This is a genomic window from Exiguobacterium sp. s102 (assembly GCF_018618635.1).
Classification (GTDB): Bacteria; Bacillota; Bacilli; order Exiguobacteriales; family Exiguobacteriaceae; genus Exiguobacterium_A; species Exiguobacterium_A oxidotolerans.
The window spans coordinates 635,385-659,094 of sequence record NZ_JACSML010000001.1 but is presented as its reverse complement, the minus strand read 5'-3'; the positions used below and the strand labels follow the sequence as shown (position 1 = coordinate 659,094).

Genomic DNA, 23,710 nt, shown 5'->3' with positions numbered 1-23,710 from the left:
ACTCAGTCTTTTCCAAGACGACGACGTTTGTCTTGTTTTTCACGTTCGTTCTTGTTCAACACTTGTTTACGAAGACGAACTGATTCCGGTGTAATTTCACAGTACTCATCTTCATTCAAGAATGTTAATGATTCTTCAAGTGAGAAGACACGTGGACGTTTAAGAACGTTTGTCGTATCTTTCGCAGATGCACGCATGTTCGTCAATTGTTTCGCTTTAACAACGTTAACAGCGAGATCGACGTCACGGTTACATTCCCCGATAATCATTCCTTCATATACTTCAAGGCCTGGCTCGATGAAGATCGTTCCACGGTCTTCAAGAGCAGAGATTGCGTAAGCAGTCGCTTTTCCTGTTTCAATCGAAACCATAACACCACTACGACGACCACCGATGTCTGCGTTGATGAACGGACGGTACTCTTCGAATGTGTGGTTCATGATGCCGTATCCGCGTGTTGCAGATAAGAATTCGTTACGGTAACCAATCAAACCGCGTGAAGGAACGATGAATTCCATTTTCGTTTGACCGTTATCCATTGTTTGCATGTTCGTCAATTCACCTTTACGGAGACCGATCGATTCCATGACTCCACCAGTATACTCTTCAGGAGTATCGATGACGACGCGCTCAAAAGGCTCGACTTTAACGCCATCTTCAACTTTGATGATTACCTGTGGTTTCGAAACTTGAATTTCGTAACCTTCACGACGCATGTTTTCGATCAAGATACCAAGGTGAAGCTCACCACGACCTGAAACAATCCAGCGGTCAGGAGAATCTGTGTTTTCGATACGAAGCGAAACATCTGTTTCAAGTTCTTTTTCAAGACGCTCTTCGATTTTACGTGAAGTAACGAGATCCCCTTCACGACCAGCGAATGGCGAGTTGTTGACGATGAACGTCATTTGAAGTGTTGGCTCATCAATCCGAAGCAATGGAAGTGGATCGACGTGTGACGTTGGACACACTGTTTCACCGACGTTGATATCTTCCATACCTGCGATTGCGATCAAGTCTCCAGCTTTCGCCGCTTCGATCTCAACGCGTTTAAGGCCGAAGTATCCGAATAATTTCGTTACACGGAAGTTTTTGATTGATCCATCAAGTTTAGAAAGCGAAACGCTATCGCCGACTTTGATTTCTCCACGGAAAACACGACCAACTCCGATACGACCAAGGTAGTTGTCATAATCAAGCATCGTAACTTGGAACTGAAGTGGATCCATGCTGTTATCGACAGGTGCTGGTGTGTGCTCAAGAATCAAATCAAGAACGTTCGTAATTGTATCTTCTTGTTTATCAAGTTCAGGTTCAAATGAACTTGAGCCGTTGACTGCCGATGCATAAACGACTGGGAATTCGAGTTGATCTTCGTCTGCGCCAAGATCGATTAAAAGATCGACGACTTCATCGACGACTTCGAGTGGACGAACCATCGGCTTATCGATTTTGTTGACGACGACGATTGGTTGTAATCCTTGCTCGAGTGCTTTTTTCAATACGAAACGTGTTTGTGGCATACAGCCTTCACGTGCATCGACGACGAGGATAACGCCATCTACCATACGCATGATACGTTCAACTTCTCCACCGAAATCGGCGTGACCTGGTGTATCAACGATGTTGATGCGGGTATTTTTATAATCGATTGCTGTGTTTTTCGCGAGGATTGTGATTCCGCGTTCACGCTCGATATCATTTGAGTCCATTGCGCGTTCTTCAACTAGTTCATTCGCACGGAATGTCCCAGATTGTTTTAAAAGCTCATCGACGAGTGTCGTTTTACCATGGTCAACGTGGGCGATGATCGCGACGTTGCGTAAATCAGTTCTTACTAAAGTTGTCATAAGTGTGTACCTCTTTCTATTCATTTAAATAATCCAACATTACTTTCGGTCAACTTTAAGAGTATAGCACAGGTTGAGTGGCAGTTGGCAATGACTATGATTCAAGCTTATAGCGAAAGCCTTTTCATTGACCCCGTTTCACGCTAAACTAAATACGTACTCACGTAAAACGAGGGGGAAATGATATGCGGTTCGTCTTTTTATTGTTGGCAGTATTAGCAGTAGGTTCGATGGCAGCGATCGGGATTTTCATCGCTGAACAAAACATGCTGATGGTCTTCATCTCGCTACTTCTAGTATTTGTTTCGATGGGCGTCGGTTTTGTTTTGAAAGCCCGCCTTCGGAGACAGTCTTAAACGTCCTTTATGGGCGTTTCAGCGTGTAGACAAACTTATGAAGCATGAGCATGCGATATCGAGAAGCAATCCGTTCGCGCTTCCCTGTCTCGTCTCGTCTTCAAAGCGGCAATCTTCCGCGCCGCTACAGCAAAGCTGCAGGGTCACGACCGATTGCTTTTCGCTTTAAAAGCGATTCAAGACGGATTGCGCTCTAAACCGTCTGCAGGTCTGGATTTCCTTCACGGCATTACCTAAAAAAGCGTCGCGTTTGGTGACTCATACGGGAAAAAGTTCGTGTTTAACGCACTTTCAGAGGCAGGCAAGACCCTGTTTGTAGTCCGTGAAGATCAAGGAGTAACGGCTTGCGCCTCGCCCGAGGAAAGCAACGAAAAAAGACGCTGTATCTCCCGATAGCACTTTGTCTACAGTCTAAAACGTCCTTTATCAAAATCAGGCGAGAATATGCCCACTTCTAAACGATCAGGGTGAAGCCCTAGTGAAAGTGGGAGATGAATCGCCACCCTCTCTTTCAGGTATATCCGTTGTAAGGAGGTGAACATCATGTTGACTCACAAGGCCTACAAATTCAGAATCTATCCGACAAAAGAGCAGGAAATCCTGATCGCGAAGACGATCGGTTGTTCGCGCTTCGTCTTCAACCACTTCTTAGCGAAGTGGGATGAGACGTATAAAGCGACAGGGAAAGGACTGTCCTTCGGGTCTTGTTCGAAAGAACTCCCGTCGTTGAAGCAGGCGTTCGACTGGCTGAAGGAAGTCGATAGCACGTCTATGCAGACGAGCGTCAAACATCTTGCTGATGCCTTTGACCGCTTCTTCAAGAAACAGAACGAATGGCCTCGCTTCAAGTCGAAGAGCAATCCCGTTCAATCGTACAAGACGAACATTCAAGGTAAGTCTCAACTTCCTGATGTCTCGATCGTCGGCAACAAGTTAAAACTCCCGAAGTTGAAATGGGTGCGTTTCGCTAACTCGAGGCAGGTCGTCGGACGCATCTTGAACGCGACCATCCGGCGTAACGCTTCAGGAAAATACTTCGTCTCCCTGCTCGTCGAGCAGGAGAGCAACGAAATGCCGAAGACGGGCTCATCCGTCGGCGTCGATGTCGGATTGAAGCACTTCGCCGTCCTGTCGGACGGCACGGTATACAAGGTATACAAGAACGACCGTTACTTCCGTTCGCTTGAGCAAAAGCTGGCGCGCGAGCAACGCAAGCTTTCTCGTCGTCAACGGTTGGCCTTGGACAAGAAAGTAACACTTTCCGAGGCGAAGAACTACCAGAAGCAGAAGCGAAAGGTCGCCCGCATCCACGAGAAGATCGCCAACAAGCGAACCGATTTCCTGCACAAGGTGTCGACCGAGATCGTCAAAAACCACGACGTCATCGGCATCGAGACCTTGCAAGTGAAGAACATGCAGAAGAATCGCAAGTTGAGCAAGTCCATCTCTGAGGTCAGTTGGTCGGAGTTCTTCCGCATGCTCGGATACAAGGCGGCATGGTACGGAAAGACCGTCGTGAAAGTCGGCAAGACCTTCGCCTCTAGTCAACTGTGTTCCAGTTGCGGACATCAACACAAAGACGTGAAACATCTTGGCTTGCGTGAATGGACATGCCCGAGTTGCGGCATCCACCACGACCGTGATGTGAACGCAGGACTGAACCTCAAACAAGAAGCTGAACGCCTCTTAGCTTCTTCAACCGTCGGGACGACGGGGTTAGCCTGATCAGGTTTCGACCGTCAGGTCGGATCACTCAGGAATCCTCCACCTCTAAGCGAAGCGTAGGTGGAGGTAGTTCAAGGGCGTTTTATTTGTTTACATACGTCAATACGTCTGCGACAAATGTCCGACTCCCTGCAAGAACACTCGTTTGTTCTTGGAAAGTCATCGCGTCGCCTTCAATCGTCCCGACGCGCCCTCCAAGCTCCTCAATCAACAGTTGTCCAGCTGCGTAATCCCATGGCATGTTTCGCATCGTAATGTAGCCGTCAACACGCCCCGCGGCGACCCAGGCGAGTTCAAGCGAGGCGGCACCGACTGCCCGAACCCCAACAGCGTCTTTTACGAGTGGTGCTAGCAATGCTGCATCAATTCTTCGATTGGCAGTCACCCACGTTGCATTCATACAGATGATCGCATCACTAACCGGCTTCTCTTCAATTGGCGCTAATCGAATTCCATTTTCGAATGCGCCCTGTCCTTTAATGCAATGAAACATCTCATCCGCCATGACGTCATACACAAATCCATACTGAAGTTCGCCCTCTACCATGATGGCAATCGAAATCGCAAATAAGCGTTTTTGGCGAATGAAATTCATCGTGCCGTCAATCGGATCGACGAACCAAATCGTGCCACCCAATGTTTCAGGTCGCGCCGCACGCCCTTCTTCTCCATATATATGATGATCTGGATACTGATTCAGGATACCTTCAATTAATAAATCTTCGACATTTTTGTCAATCTCCGTCACTAAGTCACTTTTATTCGTTTTTTCTTCGATATGATACGCATGGTCTATCATCTGACGGATATATTTACCCGCTCGTTTCATTAAATCGATAGCATGTAACTCTATGCCTTGCATGCGCCTCACTCCTTTTATATGATTCCTGTCTTTTCCATAGTAACAAAAAAAGAAAACCAGCGAAAATTTTCGCTGGTTGATTGATTTAATTTATTTGATTTTTAGTTTATCGTTTACTGAATCATGCCTCTAATAACACCATTTCTTGGCGGTATTTTTCGAGACGCTCTTTACTGGCACCAACCGCTTCTGCATCACTTTCTACGATTGCATCGTGCAATGTTGCGAGCTCATAATCAATTTCGAGACGCAATACCGGAATGCGTTTTTCTGCATCTTTTCTCTTGTATGCTTCTATTACTTGTTTCACAGTAACCACACTCCTTCGCGAGATAAATGAACGTTTTAATTATCAGACAATTGCGACTAATTAGTGGATTGAATCTATAATAGTACGATTCAACTTAGATGTAAAGCATCTATTTTTAAAAATTACAGTTTAACGATATCGTCTTGTATGTAATATATAACCCATTTTTCTTTATTCTAAACAACTAATCGGTTTCCCTTTCAGGATATATGTAGGATGCACACTAAAAAAAGACAAGGAATTCCGAATGAAATCCTCGCCTTTCTCTCTTAATCATTCTTCATTTTTTCATTCGTAAAATCGGTTCGTCTTGTTTGATTGCTTGTTGGACCGCACGGTAACTGGAGCAACCTGTTTCTTCGAAATAGAATTGATCGAGTTGTTTTTCTTCCGACTTCGCATTCACGATTTTCTTGAAGGCTTTATATGTCCGCATAAATTCTTCACGTGACACACCTTTTTCGTAAGCTTCTTCGACGATGTTAAAAAAATCAATGACGGTGACGATTTCCTTCGTCGACCAGTCTGGGTTGATGGGATAATTAAGAGCCATCCTGACACATCCTTTCTTCACGATTCTTATTTTACAATGAAATCGAAGATAAAACAGTTGCAACGTTATGAAAACTTGTTATAGTTAGCTTGTTTGATTGTTTTTTTATTCGGTTTTAAGGGGGGAAATCTGGTGCAAACAAAAAGCTTAACACAGCTCGATACACCTTTATTCGATGCGCTACTCGCGCATGCGAAACGTCAACCAATTCAATTTCATATTCCTGGTCATAAGAATGGGCAAGGAATGGATCCTGCATTTCGATCGTTCATCGGTCAAAATGCACTCGATATCGATTTAATCAACATCGCTCCACTCGATGATTTACATCATCCGAAAACGATTATCAAAGATGCCCATCAATTGGCGGCACAAGCATTCCATGCAGATGAAACGTTTTTCTCTGTCCAAGGAACGTCAACGGCAATCATGGCAATGATCATGAGCGTCGTCGGTCCGGACGATAAAATCCTCGTTCCGCGAAATGTCCATAAATCGATCATGTCGGCTATCGTTCTTTCTGGAGCGCACCCGATTTTCATTCACCCTGAATTTGATGAAATGTTTGGAATTGCTCACGGTATCACACCAAGTGCCGTCGAACGTGCCCTCAGTCTTCATCCTGATACGAAGGCGATCCTCGTCATCAACCCGACGTACTTCGGTGTCGCAGGCGACCTTGAGAGCATCGTCAAGCTTGCTCATGGGAAAGGGATCCCTGTCCTCGTTGACGAAGCACACGGCGTCCATATCGGCTTCCACGATGATATGCCGCTATCAGCAATGCAAGCAGGGGCTGACTTAGCCGCTACGAGTGTGCACAAACTGGGTGGATCACTCACAGGAAGTTCTGTCTTGAACGTCCGCCGAGGTCTGGTCTCGCCCGATAAAGTCCAGACTGTCCTCTCGATGTTGACGACGACTTCAACATCGTATCTGTTACTCGCTTCACTCGATTGCGCACGGCGCCACCTCGCGATCAATGGTGAGGCAATGAACCGACGCGCACTTGAACTATCGACACGGATGCGGATGGGTCTCGCTAAGTTGCCTTACCTCGCCGTCTTCGGTGAATCGGACTTACATTCAAGTGCGACATTCGCGTTCGACCCGACTAAAGTATTGATTTCGGTCAAAGGACTCGGTATTTCGGGTCACCTCGTCGAAGAGTTCTTACGCGAAGAGCACCGGATTGAAGTCGAACTATCAGATTTGAATAACATCCTCTTAATTATCACTTCAGGCGACTCTGAGGAAACGATTGACGCCTTACTGACTGGAATGACTGAGCTTGTTGAGCGGTACCGTGATACAGGTGCGAAAACAACTTCACATTCTATCATGTTGCCTGACATACCTGCACTCGCATTAAGTCCACGTGATGCCTTCTACGAAGAAACGGAAACGATTCCGCTCGCGCAAGCCGTAGGACGGATTTCTGCAGAATTCATGATGGTCTATCCGCCGGGCATCCCGATCTTCATTCCTGGTGAGATGATTACGACGGATAACTTAGCGTATATTAAAGAAAATATCGAAGCGGGTCTTCCTGTCCAAGGGCTTGAGGATCATTCACTCGAAACAATTAAAGTCATTCAACAATCGAATGCCATTCGATGATTCAAACGAAAGCAGACGTTACAGCTTCTCAAAAAAGTACGGGCGCAGGATATCAAATCCTCCGCCCGTACTTTTTATTTTACCAAGACCACACCTTAGCCTCTTGCATATGATAATGAAAAAAAGCCCTTAAGCGGTCGGCTCCCCGCTTAAGGGCTTAAAGCTTATTTCATGATGTGGATTGGGCTACCGATTGCAACTTCAGCAGTTTCCATCGCGATTTCACCAAGTGAAGGGTGTGCGTGGATTGTGAGTGCGATATCTTCAGCAGTCATTCCAGACTCGATTGCGAGTCCCATCTCTGCGATCATGTCAGATGCGCCTGTACCAGCGATTTGAGCACCAATCAAGAGACCGTCTGATTTGCGTGTGATCATTTTCAAGAAGCCGTCTGGCTCGTTGAGTGCAAGGGCACGACCGTTTGCAGCATAAGGGAATTTAGAAGCGAGGTAATCAAGACCTTCTTCTTTCGCTTGTGCTTCTGTATAACCGACTGTTGCGAGTTCTGGGTCTGTGAAGACAACCGCAGGAATCGCGCTATAGTCGAGGTATGCCGGGTGTCCAGCAGCAGCTTCAGCAGCGATTTTCGCTTCAAAAGATGCTTTGTGCGCAAGTGGTGGTCCAGGAACGATGTCCCCGATTGCGTAGATGTTTTCGTTAGACGTACGGCACTGATCGTCGATTTCGACAAGTCCGCGCTCGCTAAGTTTAACTTCAGCCATCTCAAGACCGAGATCAGAAGTGTTCGGGCGACGACCGACAGTGACGAGGACGTAGTCCGCTTCAACTGTTTGTGTTTCACCTTTCACTTCGAACGTTACTTTAACGCCGTCTTCTGTCTCTTCCACACTTTGTGCAAGTGCTTCGTTGTGGATTGTGATGTTCCCTTTTTGTTTGAGCTTTTTCTTGACGACTTGTGTCATTGCCGGCTCAAAACCAGAAAGGATGTCTTTTGTTCCTTCTAAGATGACAACTTCAGTATCGAAGTTAGCATACGCTGTACCAAGCTCCATTCCGATGTATCCGCCACCGATGACGATGAGTTTTTTCGGAAGTTCAGGAAGGTTCAATGCGCCTGTAGAAGAAAGGACACGTTTAGACCATTTGAACGCTGGAAGTTCGATTGGAGTCGAACCTGTTGCAATGATACATTTTTTGAATTTGTAAGGTGTTGAAGAATCTTCGTTGATGATGCGAACTGTATCTTCAGATTGGAAGTATGCTTCCCCTACGACTGTTTCGATGTTGTTACCTTTAAGAAGGCCGCCAACACCACCCGTTAATTTGTTAACGACTGATTGTTTCCAAGATTGAACTTTCGAGAAATCGACTGCAACGTTCTCAGACGTGATCCCCATTGAGTCCGAACCTTTTGCATGTTGGAAGTTGTGTCCAGCTGTAATTAACGCTTTTGACGGGATACATCCAACGTTCAAGCAAACACCACCGACGTTTTCACGTTCGACGACTGTTACTTTAAGTCCGAGTTGTGCGCCACGGATTGCAGCGACATAACCACCAGGGCCGGCCCCGATTACGAGTAAATCTGTTTCTTGTGCGAATTCACCTACTACCATTGCTTATCCCTCCATAATGAGAAGTTGTGGGTCGTTCAACAAGCGTTTAACTAGGTTAAGCGCGTTTTGTGCTGTTGCACCATCAATGAGACGGTGGTCAAAGCTGAATGAAAGTGCAAGTACTGGTGCTGCAACGATTTCACCGTTTTTAACGACTGCTTTTTCAGCAATACGGCCGATACCGAGGATTGCAACTTCCGGGTGGTTGATGACAGGTGTGAACCATTGTCCGCCAGCAGAACCGATGTTTGTGATTGTGATCGATCCGCCTTTCATCTCTTCACCAGAAAGTTTACCATCACGTGCTTTACCAGCTAAATCATTGATATCATCAGCGAGCGAGAAGATTGATTTGCGATCTGCGTCTTTGACGACAGGTACGACAAGTCCGTTATCTGTATCCGCTGCGATACCGATGTTGAAGTAGTTTTTGTAGACGATTTCTTCGTTAGCATCATCGATTGAAGCGTTGATAGTCGGGTACTTTTTAGCAGCCGCAGTCAATGCTTTAACGACGAACGGAAGGTAAGTCAATTTCGTACCTTGTGCTGCAGCAACTTCTTTGAAGTTTTTGCGGAGTGCCACGAGGTTCGTTACATCGACTTCGTCCATAAGTGTTACGTGTGGTGCCGTATGTTTCGAGTTGACCATTGCTTTCGAAATCGCTTTACGGATACCTTTGATTTTTTCGCGTGTTTCAAGCTCAGGTTGAGCAGCAACATACGGTTTCACTTCAGCTTTAGGAGCAGATGCTTGTGCAGATGCTTTTTCTTCTGAAGCTGGTGCAGTAGAAGATTGACCACCGTTTGCAAATGCATCGATGTCTTCTTTAACGACGCGACCGTTGTCTCCAGAACCTTGAACTTCACGGATGTCGACGCCTTTTTCACGTGCATATTTACGGACAGAAGGCATCGCGATGACACGTTCTGATTTGTGGATTTGAACTTCAGTCGGCTTGTCTTCGACTTTTTGATCCGTGTCTTGGACATCTTTTGCGTTTTCTTCTGCTTTAGGTTGTTCAGGAGCTGCTTCTTCAGAAGGAGCTGAACCTTCACCTTCGACGTCGAATGAGATTAATACGTCACCAACAACAGCAACGACACCTTCGTCTACTTTTACTTCTTTGACTGTACCATCAACTGGTGACGGGATTTCAACGACCGCTTTATCGTTTTGAACTTCAAGAAGAACGTCGTCCTCTTTTACTGTGTCGCCCGCTTTTACGAACCACTTTACGATTTCGCCTTCGTGAATACCCTCACCGATATCCGGCAATTTGAATTCAAATAAACCCATTTGAATATGCCTCCTTTTATTTCACTCTTCTAGTCAATTGTTATCTTTAAAACGGAAGCAAGGAGAGAATTTCCCCTCTCCTTTTTCCGAATCACGCTTAGAAATTGTAAACTGTTTTTACTTTTTCAACGATATCTTTGTGGTCTGGAATCCAGACGTCTTCCCCTTGTGCGAATGGGAAGATTGTATCTGGAGCCGTTACACGAAGAATCGGTGCTTCAAGATCAAGAATTGCACGCTCTTGAATTTCAGTTGCGACCATTGCAGCCACACCTGCTTGTTTTTGAGCTTCTTGAACGACAACGACACGGTTCGTTTTCTTAACTGACGCAACGATTGTATCGATATCGATTGGGCTGATTGTCATCAAGTCGATGATTTCGACGCTGATGTTTTCTTTTTCAAGTTCCTCAGCTGCTTTAAGTGAAGCGTGGACCATCGCGCCGTACGTGACGATTGTAACGTCTGTACCTTCACGTTTGATGTCTGCTTTACCGAGTTCGACCGTGTAGTCCCCTTCAGGAACCTCGCCACGGAATGAACGGTAGAGTTTCATGTGCTCAAGGAAAACGACTGGGTCGTTATCGCGGATTGACGCGATCAAAAGACCTTTTGCATCGTACGGAGTTGACGGGATGACGACTTTAAGTCCTGGTGACTGAGCCATCAATCCTTCTAAGTTATCCGCGTGAAGTTCTGGTGTCTTAACGCCACCACCGAATGGTGAACGGATTGTAACTGGTGCACTGTACGTACCACCTGAACGGTAACGTAGACGCGCGAGCTGAGCTGCTACTGAATCGAACACTTCGAAAACGAAACCGAAGAATTGGATTTCCATGATTGGGCGGAAACCAGTCAAGCTGAACCCGACTGCAAGACCACCAATACCTGACTCGGCGAGTGGTGTATCGAAGACGCGGTCTTCGCCTAATTCATCTTGAAGACCTTCTGTCGCACGGAATACCCCACCGTTTTTACCGACGTCTTCACCGAACAAGAGAACTTGCTCGTCGCGTTTCATCTCGACGCGCATTGCGTCAGTGATCGCTTGGATCATCGTCATTTGTGCCATGGGTTATTTCGACTCCTTTGCTGTATACTCATCAAGCTGCTCTTGCAGGTTTTGTGGTAACTTTTCAGCCATCACGTTGATGAAGTCAGTAACTTTTTGTTTTGGTTCTTTGTCAGCTTGTGCAAGTGCTTCTTTCACATCAGCTTTTGCTTGCTCGATGACTTCGTTTTCTTTGTCTTCGTTCCAAAGACCTTTTGTTTCCATGAACGCACGGAAACGAACGAGTGGATCTTGAGCTTGATACTCATCATCCATATCTTTTGTACGGTAACGTGTCGGATCATCACCAGCGAGTGTGTGTGGTCCGTAACGGTACGTGAGTGTTTCGATCAATGTCGGTACACCGTTGAGTGCTTCGACACGTGCTTGTTTCGTTGCAGCGTAAACTGCGAGAACGTCCATACCGTCAACTTGAATACCGTTGATGCCGGCAGCGACCGCTTTTTGTGCAATTGTTTTTGCCATTGATTGTTTTTCAACCGGCGTCGAAATTGCGAAACGGTTGTTTTGAACGACGAAGATTGCAGGGGCTTTGAATGCTCCAGCAAAGTTCATTCCTTCGTAGAAATCACCTTGTGAAGAACCGCCATCACCTGTATATGTGATTGCTACTTGCTCTTTACCACTTTTCTTAAGACCGAGTGCAACACCGGCAGCTTGAACGATTTGTGCGCCGATGATGATTTGTGGCATTAAGACGTTCACACCTTCAGGAATCTTACCGCCTGTGATGTGTCCACGTGAGAACAAGAATGCTTTGTAGAGTGGGAAGCCATGGAAGACCATCTGTGGAATATCACGGTATCCAGGAAGAATCCAGTCATCCTTATCGAGTGCGAATTGTGTTCCGATCATTGACGCTTCTTGTCCTGCTACTGGAGCATAGAAACCAAGACGTCCTTGACGGTTGAGTGAGATTGCACGTTGGTCCCAGATACGTGTGTATACGAGACGACGCATTAATTCCGTTAATTCTTCATCTGAGAGATCCGGCATAGCGTCTTTGTTGACGACTTCACCTTTCTCGTCAAGAATGCGGAACGTTTCAAAGTTTTCTTCCACGTTTTTAAACATGTTTAAGTTCATCTTTTCACCTCATCCTTTCACTGTGCTCAGCGAAATATTCCTCTGACTGATTTGCCCACATACCAATAGTGTTCAAAAATCGAAGTCCCGTGTGACCTTTCTTGAACATATATCTGTGTACCTATTCAGTTGAGTAAACTGTATTAACATGACTCGACACGATTTGATGTCTTGTTCATTACGTTACAAGTATAAAACTGTAACGCCTATAAAATCAAAGGAAATGTTTTATTTTTTTTTACGACCGTCATTTGTGACACCTTTCACAAAAACCTTCTGTTTCTCCTTCTGTACTATTCAACTATTTGTAACTGTGTTAGTTATGAATTTCCCCTTTCGCTTGTGCTATAATTTTTATAGATGAAAGGGGTGTTGTTCATGATCACCATGAATGAAATCGTACGCGAAGAAGTTCCGACGCTTCACGAACGATCGGTGGAAGTTACTTTCCCACTCAGTGAGGAAGATAAAGAAACGATGCGCTTGATGCGCGAGTTTCTTGCTAACAGTCAAGATGATGAAATAGCTGAAAAGTACGATTTGCGTAGCGGGATAGGTCTTGCTGCTCCTCAAATCGGTGTCAATAAGCGGATGTTCGCGATTCGACTTCCAGACGGCGACGATCTTTTAGAGTTCGGAATCTATAATCCGAAAATCATCAGCCACTCTGTCGAACAGACGTTTTTAACTGGTGGTGAAGGCTGCCTATCCGTCGACCGTGAAGTCGAAGGTCACGTGCCACGCTATATGCGTATTACCCTTACTGGCATCGATCATAACGGAATTCCTGTAAAATTAAGATTAAAAGGTATGAAAGCCATCGTTTGCCAGCATGAATATGACCATTTAGACGGCATCATGTTTTACGATCGAATCGATAAAAAAGAACCATTCAAGGAATATGGACCTGCCACATGAGCTCTTCCACGCCTTGAAACAAAAAAGCCATTTCCTGATTCAGGAAATGGCTTTTTTCGTTAAACTTCCATAATGATCGGCATGACCATCGGATGACGTTGTGTTTTTTCAGTCAAATAAGGTGTTAATGTATCGTTGATGACTTGTTTGATATCTGTCCACTTCGTGTTTCGGTTCGTTAATGATTGTTCTAACGAACGTTTCAACAAGCGCTCGGCATCTTTAATTAAGTTGCCTGATTCACGCATGTAGACGAATCCACGAGAAATGATGTCCGGTCCAGAAACAAGACGGTTTGTTTTCGAGTCGAGTGTGACGACGACGACGACAAGTCCTTCTTCCGAAAGAATACGACGATCGCGTAACACGATGTTTCCAATATCTCCAATCCCTTTTCCATCGACGTATACCGCATTCGCCTGGATTTTACCAGTGATCGCTGCTGCATTGGCATCGAGTGCTAAGACTTCACCGTTATCCATGACGAAACAGTTCTCTTCCGGAACACCCGCATCCATCGCAAGCGACATGTGTTTTTTCAACATGCGGTATTCACCATGAATCGGCATGAAGTACTTCGGCTTAAGTAGGCGCAGCATCAAGAGTTGCTCTTGCTGACTACCGTGACCTGACGTATGGATATCGTTGAGCTTACCATACATCACGTCTGCCCCTGCTTTATACAGCTGGTTGATTGTTTTTCCGACCGAAACAACGTTTCCTGGGATCGGTGAAGATGAGAAGATGACCAAATCATCGGGAATGATTGAAATCTGACGGTGTGTCCCATTCGCGATTCGGCTTAACGCTGCCATCGGCTCTCCTTGCGAACCTGTACAAAGAATCGTAATTTCATTCGATTTATACCGTTTCATTTCATTCGGTTCGATGATTGTTCCTTTAGGTGCCTTGATGAAATCAAGCTCTTGTCCAATCATCATGACCTTGTCCATGCTTCGACCGAAGACGACGATTTTCCGTCCTGCTTCGACTGAGGCATTGACGACTTGTTGGAGACGATAAATGTTCGAGGCGAACGTCGCAAAGATGATTCGTCCATCCGCTTTCCGGAAAACATCCGAAATCGTTTCACCGACAACCCGTTCACTCATTGTAAATCCTTCAACTTCAGCATTCGTCGAGTCAGATAAGAGACAAAGTACGCCTTCTTTCCCGAGTTCTGCCATCTTCGCTAAGTCAGCAGGCTCCCCAACTGGTGTGAAGTCGAACTTAAAGTCCCCCGTATGGACGATATTGCCTTGTGGCGTTTTTACGACGACACCGAACGAATTTGGAATCGAGTGTGTCGTCCGGAAGAATGAAATACTTGTCTTCCGGAACTTGATGATCGAGTCCTCATCAATTTCATGAAGTTCCGCCGTCCGTAATAAACCATGCTCTTCTAATTTGACCTTGATTAAACCAAGGGCAATTTTCCCCGCATAAATCGGTAAGTTCACTTGTTTTAATAAGAAAGGAAGTCCGCCGATATGATCTTCGTGTCCGTGTGTAATGAACACACCTTTGACTTTATCTTTATTTTTGATTAAATACGTGTAATCTGGAATAACATAATCGATTCCGAGCAATTCATCTTCTGGGAACATGACCCCTGCATCAATGACGATGATTTCATCTTGGAATTGAACCACATATGTGTTCTTCCCGATTTCTCCTAAACCGCCGAGTGCGAATACGGCTGCTTGGTGGTTTTTGACGAACTTCATGCGAACGTCGCTACCTTGTAGTCAACACTTTGTTTTTCGTACTCAAGGAATTCTCCACTTACTTCGCGGATGAATTCAACATTAATGTCTTTGATGAGATGATCAATCGATGTTCGCACGTCACGAATGCTCTCTCCTTCAACATACATAACCTCTGTCCGTTCTCTTACTGGTGCTTCCGAACGAAGCGGTTGATAAAATACTTTAAAAATCATACTTAGCAACTCCTTATCAGTCCATTGTTTTTTGTCCTTAGATTAGTATACACGAAAACGGTTCATTTTTTCATCCTTATTCAACAACTGATATCTGCTTGAACCTAGGCGCTATGCTATACTTTCATTTGTAAACGGCTATTCAGCCAATTAAATAGAGAAGGTGAAACCATGGCAAATCAAAAAGTCGTCTTTTTCGATATCGATGGAACCTTGCTTCACGATGGTCATTTCATACCGGAATCGACAAAACAGGCAATCAAACAACTACAGGAAAACGGCGTTTACGTCGCCATCGCGACCGGGCGTGGTCCTGCAATGCTGTCAGGCGTCCGTGAGCAACTCGGCATCGATACGGTCATTGGCTACAACGGTCAAATCGTCGTTCATCAAAATGAAGTCATCTATAAACGTCCGCAACCCGTCGATGATTTGAAACATTTAACATCACGTGCAAAAGAGAATGGGCACACACTTGTTTATCTCGGCGAGAAACAAGGCTTCACGACGCGTCAAACAGACGAGACCGTCGCGACGTCACTCGGCGCGCTCGATATTCCCCTCCCTGCTTATAATGAAGAAGCTTACGAGACGCACGATATCTTCCAAACCCTCGTCTATTGCCAGGCAAAAGAAGAATCGATTTATACGCAAAACCATCAAGCATTCGATTTCATTCGCTGGCACCCACAAGCGATGGACGTCATCAATGCCGGATCGTCGAAAGCCGATGGAATTAAACAATTCCTCCGTTTAACGGATATCAAACGTGAAGATACGTTTGCTTTCGGTGACGCGCTGAACGATCTCGAGATGCTCCGCTACGTCGGAACAGGCATCGCGATGGGCAATGGATTAGACGAAACAAAAGCCGCCGCCGACTTCGTCACGAAACACATTCTTGAAGACGGCATCGCGCACGGTTTAAAAAAATTCCAATTAATTTAAAAGGGATACAAAAAAAGCTGAGGAGATCCCTCAGCTTTTTACTTTATGGATGGCTCGTTCGAGACGATCCAAATCTTCGTTTTCTCCAATAACGACAAGGTAGTCGCCCTTTTCAATGACTTCATCAGCTTGTAACGAAATCATGACATTTTCTCCCCGTTTGATGGCGACGACGTTCGCGCCGTACTTACTTCGTAAATCAAGATCAATCAATGTTTTGTTTGCCATGCGATCGCTGACCTTGATTTCAACGATTGAGAATTCTTGAGACAGGTCAAGATAATCCAAAATATTCGAACTCATCAGGCCGTTCGCAATCCTAACCCCCATGTCACGTTCCGGGTGGACAATGAAGTCAGCACCGATTTTCCGCAATACTTTTTCATGGTAATCGTTCGTCGCTTTGACAGTGATTGATTTAACACCGAGTTCCTTTAAAATCAACGTTGTCAAAATCGAAGCTTGAATGTTTTCCCCAATCGCAACGATGACGTGATCAAAGTTTCGAATTCCAAGACTTTTCAATACGTTCTCATCCGTCGTATCGGCGATGACGGAATGTGTCGCAATGCCCATGTATTCATTGACACGTTCTTCATCGGAATCAATCGCTAGAACGTCATACCCATTCTTCGATAATTCACGGACGATCGAACCACCAAAACGCCCCAAACCAATTACTGCAAACTCTCCATTCATGTTCAACTCTCCTTCAGATTTCGCTTCGTCAGTAGTAGTGTACCCGATTCCTTCTTAAAATACTATAAACGCCTTCACAGTGCGTGAAGGCGTTTAAGATCTCGCTATTTTTTTACTTTTTCGCCTCTGACATAATCGTTATCAAACAGGAACAATCGTAAAATCAGATAGAGTGCCGGAATCAATAATAATAGTCCGAAGATAAAGACTACGACAAGCGACGTCGCCATTGTTTCGTTAACGACCGCTTTATTGATATCGATGTACGGATATAAGATATACGGTAAATGAGTATAGCCGTATCCGAACCATGCAACTCCGTATTGAGCCATGACAGCGATAAAGGCAATTCCATAATTCCGCTTCAGGTAGACGAGTGCGACTGCAACACAGAAAAACACAAAACTTGCTGCGAACCACCACCAGTTACCATTCAAAATGTTTTCATAATGCCATGCAGCTTGATTCTTTAAACCAAAGAAAACAAGTCCACAGACGATGATCGTTGGAATGCTCCAAAAGAGCGCCCATTTCCGAATCAAGTCACTCGCCCCTACGTCTCGCGCCTTATCTGCGTAGAACAACAGGAACATCGCACTAATATAAAGGACAGAGACAATCGCAAGTGCTACGACTGACCAGGAATAAAAGTTCGTAAACAATTTCGTCCCTAAAAACTCAACCGTTTCATTCGTTTTACGAATAAAGCCACCTTGACTAATCGTCAACGTCGTCGACATCGCAGCCGGAATCAAGAGCCCCGTCGCACCATAGAGAAACGTATAGAACATACTATCGTTCGAACCGTAGTTCGCAAAGGCATAAAAGCTACCGCGAATCGCAATCAGAACGAGTACGATTGATGCAGGCACGAGAAGTGCCGTTCCATAGTAATAAGCTGTGTCCGGGAAAAACCCGACGAGACCAACAAAGAAGAAAACGAAGAAAACGTTCGTCACTTCCCAAACGGGCGAAAGGTAACGTAAAATCAATCGATTCGTCAAATGATCTCGTTTTGTATATTTCGAGTAAAATGCGTAAAATCCAGCACCGAAGTCAATTGAGGCAACGATGAGATATCCATAGAGGAACGTCCAAAGTACGGTTATTCCTAGTGTTTGAATGTCCAACTCGTTCCCTCCTTATTCTTTATCGTCCGCAAACATCGCTTCACCGCGAGTATGGTGATCGTCTGCGAGTTCTTTACCGACAGGATTATTCTTAAACATACGGAGCAATACGACTGTACAAATCGTACCAAGTAAGAGGTACAACATGCTGAATAGAATCAGCATCGGTCCGACTGCAGTAGATGTCGTCGCTGCGTCAGCCGTTCTCATAATACCATATAGCGTCCATGGTTGACGCCCGATTTCCGCGTACATCCAACCTGCTTCAATCGAAACGATGGCAAGTGGTCCACCAATGAAAATACCGCGCAGTAACCATTTATTATACGGGTTCAACTTCTTCAGTCGGAATGCGAGTATGAACAAGGCGGAAATCGCTGCTAAATACATCCCGATCGATACCATGATATCGAAGAAATAGTGGACGAATAACGGCGCTTGGTCTTCTTTCGCAAATTCATTTAGACCGATGACTTCTGTATCTGGTGCTCCACCTGCAAGAATTGACAAGGCGTATGGAATCTTAACCGCACCTTTGATGTCATAACTACCATCTTCTTGTTCATCCAAAATCCCACCGAAAATCAATTCTGCTTCATTTGTCGTTTCAAAATGCCACTCCGCTGCTGCTAATTTTTCAGGTTGATATTTCGCAAGATACTTTCCTGAAAAATCACCGACGAGCGCTGTCGAGAAGGCGAAAATCAATCCAGCCATGACTGTCAGACGAAGTGCCTTTTTGTGATACGCCGTCTCGGCTGCGGACAGTGTTTTCTTGCGCAATAGATGGAACGCAGCAATTGCTGCTAAGATGAACGCAACCGTCAAGTAAGCAGATACAATAACGTGTGTCGCTTTTGTTGGCGTTGCCGTATTGAACATCGCTTTTAACGGTTCGATTTGTGTTAACGTTCCGTTGACAATTTTAAAACCTTCCGGAGAATTCATGAACGAGTTAACTGTCGTGATGAAGAAGGCTGACGCCGTTGCCCCGATGACGACCGGAATCCCGATTAACCAGTGTAACCATGGATTTTTAAAGCGATCCCATGTGTACAAGTAAATCCCAAGGAAGATCGCTTCAAAGAAGAAGGCGAACGTTTCCATGAAGAGCGGCAAAGCAATCGTCTGTCCGGCTACTTGCATTAATGAAGGCCATAAGAGCGATAATTGTAATCCGATTGCCGTCCCCGTAACGACTCCGACCGCTACCGTTACGATATAACCGCGCGTCCAACGTCGTGCTAAAAGAATATAATCTGGATCTTTTCGTTTAATTCCAATGTACTCGGCTGCGAGTACCATCAACGGAACTCCTACACCAATCGTTGCAAAAATGATGTGAAATGCTAATGTGAGCCCTGTCAATAATCGACTGAGCATAACTGGATCATTGAACATGTGTGTGCCCCCCTCTTCCTAAACGTACTTCTATATATGTTTATATCCGTATCATAGAGAACATAATCATTTGTGTCTGTTCTAAATGTTTGATGTAACAAATTGTTCACATCTATTCGTGATTTTCTTCACAAAACGTTCGAAAACTAGATGATCTCGCTAAATGAAAACCCTTTACTTCGATTTGAGGCGAAGTAAAGGGCATTTCTACAGTCTTTTTACGATTCATTCAGTTTACACATATTCACGGAAGTAATGATCCAGTAAATTAATCACAAATGGGATCGCCTCTTCATCCGGATTCAACGTCGGCTGATGTAAACCGGACGTTGGATTATCGATTCCAAGCCAAAACATCATGCCTGGGACTTCTTTTAACATGAATCCAAAGTCTTCACCCGTCATCGCAGCGTCGCATTCAACATAATTTGCATTCATCTTAACGAATGAAGAAAATTTATCGACGACGTTTTGATCATTCACGACTTCGTAATAGCGGTTTCCAAATTGCAAATCAATTTTCACGCCAAATGACGCTTCAATTCCACGAACGATGTCACGTACCCGTTCTTCTAATTTTTCCATATCAGTACCGTTCAACGCACGCATCGTTCCATCTAGCACAGCTCGACCGGCAATAACATTTTCACGAATCCCCGCATCGACCTTGCCAATCGTGATGACACTACAATTCATCGGATTGATTGATCGACTGACGATTGTTTGCAACTGCATGATGAGTGCAGCCTGAGCAACGACCGTATCGACCGTCAAGTGTGGAAATGCAGCATGACCACTTTGACCATAAATCGTGATGTGAACTTCCCGCGCACTGGCAAATAATACGCCAGGACGACTCGCAATTGTCCCGACCGGATATTCAGGTGCCACATGGAGACCATACATTTCACTCGGACGATATTTTTCGAATAATGGACTTTTAATCATCGGTTCCGCTCCACCCGGACCTTCTTCTGCCGGTTGGAATAAGAAGACGACGTCATCCATGATCGGTAACTCGACAAGACGACGAAGCAGACCTAACGCAATTGACGCATGGACGTCATGCCCACAGGCGTGCATCATTCCCGGATGCTCCGAACCAAAAGGAAGACCCGTCGCTTCTTCGATCGGCAAACCATCGATATCTGCGCGGTAACCGATTGTTCGATTTCCGGTCAACCCTTTAACACGAACGAAAACACCTGTTTCAAACGTATCGTAGCTGACGCGGTCTTCAGGATAAGAGCGAATCTGATTTAAAATAAAGGCTTGCGTCTTGAACTCCTTGAATCCTAATTCAGGTATTTTATGAAGTTCTCTTCGCATTTCAATCGCGTATTCCATCTGACTGACTTCCCCCTTCTTCTTTTACGATGTCCCAAAAGGCTTGGACTTGTTTTAACTCAAGCATGGATTCCGTCGATAAAATCCATGTATCGCGTTTCAGTACTTTACCCGAAGACGTCTTCAACGGAATCTGCATCACTTCGCTCGATTCTTGAATCGTTGACTCTGGTAAAATCGCGAATCCAATGCCGTGTAACGCCATTTGTTTACAAGTTTCGATTTGGTCGACGACGAGCGTCCGCGCAGGCGGACTTGAAAAACGATCCTGCCACCACTCGAGTATTTCTTGATAGTACGTCGAATCACTTTTGAACTGAATGAATGGTCGGTCCGTCTTACGCAACTGTTCAAGCGTCGTCAACTCACTATCAACAAGATAGAGCGGGTCTGAGAACAACCGTTCCTTGACGCCCTTCCAGTCCGGATTACCTCGAATGATGCCGATATGAAAATGTTCTTCGAGCATATGCCGCATCATTTCACTCGACCACCCTGTTACGAGTTGGACGCGTACATGCGGGTAACGTTCCACGAAACGTTTCAACACGCGTGGCAACCAATATTGACCCATGATGGAGGCGACAGCAATCCGAAGGGTCCCGTAGACTGCCCCTTCTTCGGCAGTCAGTTCACTTTTCAGTTCTAATTCTTTTCGATTCATTTCTTTTGCGAGCCCAATGACTTTTTCTCCTTGGGGCGTAATGCTTAATCCACGGGAAGAACGAATGAACAACTTCGTCGCCCACCTGCGCTCAATCGCAACCAATCGTTGACTGAGTGCCGGCTGCGAGACGAAAAGACGTTCGGCTGCTCTTCGCATATTCAGCTCTTCCGATAAAGTTATCAACATTTCCATTTCCGACACTTGCAATGTAAGATTCGACTCCTCATGATATAAGATGGCATTAGTTTAACACGTTAGGAAGGAAGGTACATATGTCACGCTATCATTTTATGTTAATCGTCTCAACGATTGCGACCTTAGGAAGTCTGTACTTCAGTGAAGTTCGCGGTTTCATCCCTTGTCCACTTTGTTGGTGGCAACGCTTGTTCATGTATACGACGGCATTTTATTTAATCATTACACTCTTTCGGAATCGCCCCGTCGATGCTCTTTTCGTTCGACTATATGTTGGAATCGGTTGGGCAGTTGCTGCCTATCACGTTGTTCTCGAACGCCTCCCGGATGGCGAGGCACTCTGTACGAATGGTTGCCTGATTCAATGGGTCAACTACTTCGGTTTTTTGACAATCCCAATGATGAGTTTAATCGCCTTCACCCTCTTATTGATCCTTGCCTTTTACCCGAATAAACAAAGTGCATAAGTTGCAGATATCTGTTCAAACAAATGCGTCACGTAGAACTCACTACAAAAATTAACGCACAGGAAACCCGAGCGATTCCATTTCGATAACAGGAATGCTCGGGTTTTTCATTTCCTTCCGATGCCGATACTATGCTTGACCGTTTCACTGCCACTCCCTCGACACCGCGTAGGCACTTGAAAAAGATAATTCCGATAACTGACCTTCTCCTTCACACCAATCACCTACGAAAGCAATCGACGTATCCGCTTCCAAAAAGCAAGGCAACGGCCTTTGTCCCATCTTCCATTTGATTTCTTGAACGATTGCGCGTTTCATCGTCCGCTCTGTCACAAGGCGATCTCGCCACCCTGGATAGTGGTGATCTAATAAGTCATGGGCGTGCTGTACTTTTTCTTCAATATATGTCGCTTGACTGACCTGTTTATGATCAAGATATGCGACGACTTGTAAGACTTGTCCCTCTTTCGGAGAAATGCTTGCATCATAGTGTGACAAATCCGTGACGAAGACTTGATGGTCTCGATCGAATACATAAGAAAAAGGAGTATCAATGTAAGGACTGATTCCGACATCATAGACTAGGGCTTCGGCTGGTTCAAACTGCGCGTATGGTTCAATAAAGTGCTGGATCGATAATGGTAATGCAACTTTACGCATCTCGCGAGGAGGTATCGCGAGAATTACACGCTTAGCCGACCATTCATTTTTTTGGCGATCGCGTAATCGATAACCTCCCCTACTTTGTTCAATCGCTGTAATCTTGGTTTTCCGATGGATTTCTCCCCCGTAGTCCGTCAAAACGCGTTCGAGTTCATCAATTAAGGTTTGCCAACCTCCAGCAATATATGAAACCGGTTTGCGCGTACGAAATAGTTTCCGGTAATACGCAAAATAGACAGATGACGGAATATTTTCGGGTTCGGAAGTGAAAAAATTACTCGAAGCTAAATCGAGCATTAACCTTGAGACATCGTCTTCGACCTTTTCTTGGACCAACCAGTCCCCAATTGAAACTTCCGACTCTCCACGTTCGAGTGACAGTAGTGTTTTAACGACCGCCCATGTGAAACGCACCTTATCGGTTCCTTCCACTAGTTCTGTCTTCAACAGGCCGAGTGCATTCGCAGGAGCCGCAGTCAAATGTCCAGCAAACTCATATTTCGCCTTAGAAGAAGAAAAATCGAGCCATGTCACATTAAGCTTCAATTGTTTAATTAATGAACGGAGTGCTGATTGGTCACGCCCATAAACAGCATGCGCTCCATAATTGAACGTAAATCCTTTAAGCACTTGCGAAGTTGCCCTCCCCCCCAGTAAACCGGCATCGTACAGATGAATTTCCTTTCCTTGATCCGCGAGAAGTGCTGCCACTGATAAACCAGCTAACCCACCACCGACGACTGCAATCTTTTCCACTCGACGCACCTCCTTTTAAGCATCAATTCCCTTTTCTTGATTCTTTTCCCGATTCCAAACAAAAAAAACGACACCCCTAAAGGATGTCGTTTCAGCGTGTAGACAAACTATTAAAAAGCGTAAACATACGGTATCGAGATGCAATCCGTTCGCGCTTCCCTGTCTCGCCTCGTCTTCAAAGCGATTCGAGACGGATTGCGCTCTAAACCGTCTCCACGCCTGGCTTTTTGGTCACGGTATTAGCTAAAAAGCGTCATGTTTCGT

At 45.3% G+C, this 23,710-nt stretch carries 23 protein-coding genes; 7 read left to right on the top strand and 16 right to left on the bottom strand.

Annotation, left to right across the window (positions count from 1 at the left end):
- Positions 1-2 precede the first annotated feature (2 nt).
- Positions 3-1,850 (bottom strand): translational GTPase TypA, encoded by a 1,848-nt coding sequence (gene typA, locus KNQ02_RS03160; RefSeq protein ID WP_029330949.1) that lies wholly within the window; start codon positions 1,848-1,850, stop codon positions 3-5.
- A 185-nt stretch (positions 1,851-2,035) separates the two neighbouring features.
- Here typA and KNQ02_RS03155 point away from each other — a divergent pair, with 185 nt between their 5' ends.
- From KNQ02_RS03155 to tnpB, 3 genes are all read left to right on the top strand, one after another.
- Positions 2,036-2,206: a DUF5325 family protein gene (locus tag KNQ02_RS03155; protein ID WP_157898488.1), complete on the top strand. Its 171-nt coding sequence runs from the start codon at positions 2,036-2,038 to the stop codon at positions 2,204-2,206.
- Between the two features lie 50 nt (positions 2,207-2,256).
- A complete protein-coding gene (locus KNQ02_RS03150) occupies positions 2,257-2,403 on the top strand; it encodes a hypothetical protein (RefSeq protein ID WP_214765251.1) in 147 nt (48 codons plus the stop codon).
- 346 nt (positions 2,404-2,749) lie between these two features.
- Positions 2,750-3,931, top strand: coding sequence for an IS200/IS605 family element RNA-guided endonuclease TnpB (gene tnpB / locus KNQ02_RS03145; protein WP_214807281.1), 1,182 nt, complete (start codon positions 2,750-2,752; stop codon positions 3,929-3,931).
- Between the two features lie 82 nt (positions 3,932-4,013).
- Here tnpB and KNQ02_RS03140 read toward each other — a convergent pair whose 3' ends face one another.
- The 3 genes from KNQ02_RS03140 to KNQ02_RS03130 all read right to left on the bottom strand — a co-directional run bounded on the left by KNQ02_RS03140 (position 4,014) and on the right by KNQ02_RS03130 (position 5,656).
- Positions 4,014-4,793 (bottom strand): inositol monophosphatase family protein, encoded by a 780-nt coding sequence (locus KNQ02_RS03140; protein WP_088837464.1) that lies wholly within the window; start codon positions 4,791-4,793, stop codon positions 4,014-4,016.
- Between the two features lie 121 nt (positions 4,794-4,914).
- On the bottom strand, positions 4,915-5,103 hold the full coding sequence (locus tag KNQ02_RS03135; RefSeq protein WP_029330952.1) for a hypothetical protein: 189 nt from the start codon (positions 5,101-5,103) through the stop codon (positions 4,915-4,917).
- A 280-nt stretch (positions 5,104-5,383) separates the two neighbouring features.
- Complete coding sequence (locus tag KNQ02_RS03130; protein ID WP_029330953.1) at positions 5,384-5,656, bottom strand: UPF0223 family protein; 273 nt, start codon at positions 5,654-5,656, stop codon at positions 5,384-5,386.
- A 132-nt stretch (positions 5,657-5,788) separates the two neighbouring features.
- Between KNQ02_RS03130 and KNQ02_RS03125 the strand changes: the two genes are divergently transcribed.
- The gene (locus tag KNQ02_RS03125; protein ID WP_088837465.1) at positions 5,789-7,276 is read left to right on the top strand and encodes an aminotransferase class I/II-fold pyridoxal phosphate-dependent enzyme; all 1,488 of its coding nucleotides are present in this window, start codon (positions 5,789-5,791) and stop codon (positions 7,274-7,276) included.
- A 164-nt stretch (positions 7,277-7,440) separates the two neighbouring features.
- On the opposite strand, the gene lpdA is transcribed toward KNQ02_RS03125, so the two are convergent.
- From lpdA to pdhA, 4 genes are all read right to left on the bottom strand, one after another.
- Positions 7,441-8,853: a dihydrolipoyl dehydrogenase gene (lpdA, locus tag KNQ02_RS03120; RefSeq protein ID WP_088837466.1), complete on the bottom strand. Its 1,413-nt coding sequence runs from the start codon at positions 8,851-8,853 to the stop codon at positions 7,441-7,443.
- Between the two features lie 3 nt (positions 8,854-8,856).
- The gene (locus KNQ02_RS03115; RefSeq protein WP_029330956.1) at positions 8,857-10,152 is read right to left on the bottom strand and encodes a dihydrolipoamide acetyltransferase family protein; all 1,296 of its coding nucleotides are present in this window, start codon (positions 10,150-10,152) and stop codon (positions 8,857-8,859) included.
- A 97-nt stretch (positions 10,153-10,249) separates the two neighbouring features.
- A complete protein-coding gene (locus KNQ02_RS03110; RefSeq protein ID WP_088837467.1) occupies positions 10,250-11,227 on the bottom strand; it encodes an alpha-ketoacid dehydrogenase subunit beta in 978 nt (325 codons plus the stop codon).
- 3 nt (positions 11,228-11,230) lie between these two features.
- Positions 11,231-12,313, bottom strand: a complete 1,083-nt coding sequence (pdhA, locus tag KNQ02_RS03105) for a pyruvate dehydrogenase (acetyl-transferring) E1 component subunit alpha (RefSeq protein ID WP_026827895.1) — start codon at positions 12,311-12,313, stop codon at positions 11,231-11,233.
- Positions 12,314-12,691: 378 nt separating this feature from the next.
- Here pdhA and def point away from each other — a divergent pair, with 378 nt between their 5' ends.
- Positions 12,692-13,231 carry a peptide deformylase gene (def, locus tag KNQ02_RS03100; protein ID WP_029330958.1) on the top strand — a complete coding sequence of 180 codons (540 nt, stop codon included), beginning with the start codon at positions 12,692-12,694 and terminating at the stop codon, positions 13,229-13,231.
- A gap of 59 nt (positions 13,232-13,290) precedes the next feature.
- Here def and rnjA read toward each other — a convergent pair whose 3' ends face one another.
- Both rnjA and KNQ02_RS03090 read right to left on the bottom strand, forming a co-directional pair.
- Entirely contained in the window at positions 13,291-14,958 is a 1,668-nt protein-coding gene (gene rnjA / locus KNQ02_RS03095) for a ribonuclease J1 (RefSeq protein WP_088837468.1), read from the bottom strand.
- Positions 14,955-15,173 (bottom strand): DNA-dependent RNA polymerase subunit epsilon, encoded by a 219-nt coding sequence (locus KNQ02_RS03090; RefSeq protein ID WP_088837469.1) that lies wholly within the window; start codon positions 15,171-15,173, stop codon positions 14,955-14,957. The genes rnjA and KNQ02_RS03090 overlap by 4 nt, the downstream gene beginning before the upstream one ends.
- A 171-nt stretch (positions 15,174-15,344) precedes the next feature.
- Between KNQ02_RS03090 and KNQ02_RS03085 the strand changes: the two genes are divergently transcribed.
- On the top strand, positions 15,345-16,121 hold the full coding sequence (locus KNQ02_RS03085) for a Cof-type HAD-IIB family hydrolase (protein WP_214807279.1): 777 nt from the start codon (positions 15,345-15,347) through the stop codon (positions 16,119-16,121).
- A gap of 30 nt (positions 16,122-16,151) precedes the next feature.
- Here the strand turns inward: KNQ02_RS03085 and KNQ02_RS03080 are convergent, their stop codons facing one another.
- The 5 genes from KNQ02_RS03080 to KNQ02_RS03060 form a co-directional block, all read right to left on the bottom strand.
- On the bottom strand, positions 16,152-16,820 hold the full coding sequence (locus KNQ02_RS03080; protein ID WP_029330962.1) for a potassium channel family protein: 669 nt from the start codon (positions 16,818-16,820) through the stop codon (positions 16,152-16,154).
- Positions 16,821-16,924: 104 nt separating this feature from the next.
- On the bottom strand, positions 16,925-17,950 hold the full coding sequence (locus tag KNQ02_RS03075; RefSeq protein ID WP_088837471.1) for a cytochrome d ubiquinol oxidase subunit II: 1,026 nt from the start codon (positions 17,948-17,950) through the stop codon (positions 16,925-16,927).
- A gap of 12 nt (positions 17,951-17,962) precedes the next feature.
- Complete coding sequence (locus KNQ02_RS03070; RefSeq protein WP_029330964.1) at positions 17,963-19,351, bottom strand: cytochrome ubiquinol oxidase subunit I; 1,389 nt, start codon at positions 19,349-19,351, stop codon at positions 17,963-17,965.
- Between the two features lie 234 nt (positions 19,352-19,585).
- Positions 19,586-20,698: an N-acetyldiaminopimelate deacetylase gene (locus KNQ02_RS03065; protein WP_088837472.1), complete on the bottom strand. Its 1,113-nt coding sequence runs from the start codon at positions 20,696-20,698 to the stop codon at positions 19,586-19,588.
- A complete protein-coding gene (locus KNQ02_RS03060; protein WP_029330966.1) occupies positions 20,682-21,572 on the bottom strand; it encodes a transcriptional regulator CcpC in 891 nt (296 codons plus the stop codon). Before KNQ02_RS03060 ends, KNQ02_RS03065 begins: the two co-directional genes overlap by 17 nt.
- 65 nt (positions 21,573-21,637) lie before the next feature.
- On the opposite strand from KNQ02_RS03060, the gene KNQ02_RS03055 reads away from it, so the two are divergent.
- A complete protein-coding gene (locus KNQ02_RS03055) occupies positions 21,638-22,027 on the top strand; it encodes a disulfide bond formation protein B (protein ID WP_214765263.1) in 390 nt (129 codons plus the stop codon).
- 144 nt (positions 22,028-22,171) lie between these two features.
- Here the strand turns inward: KNQ02_RS03055 and KNQ02_RS03050 are convergent, their stop codons facing one another.
- Entirely contained in the window at positions 22,172-23,446 is a 1,275-nt protein-coding gene (locus KNQ02_RS03050) for an FAD-dependent oxidoreductase (RefSeq protein ID WP_157898489.1), read from the bottom strand.
- Between the last annotated feature and the right edge of the window lie 264 nt (positions 23,447-23,710).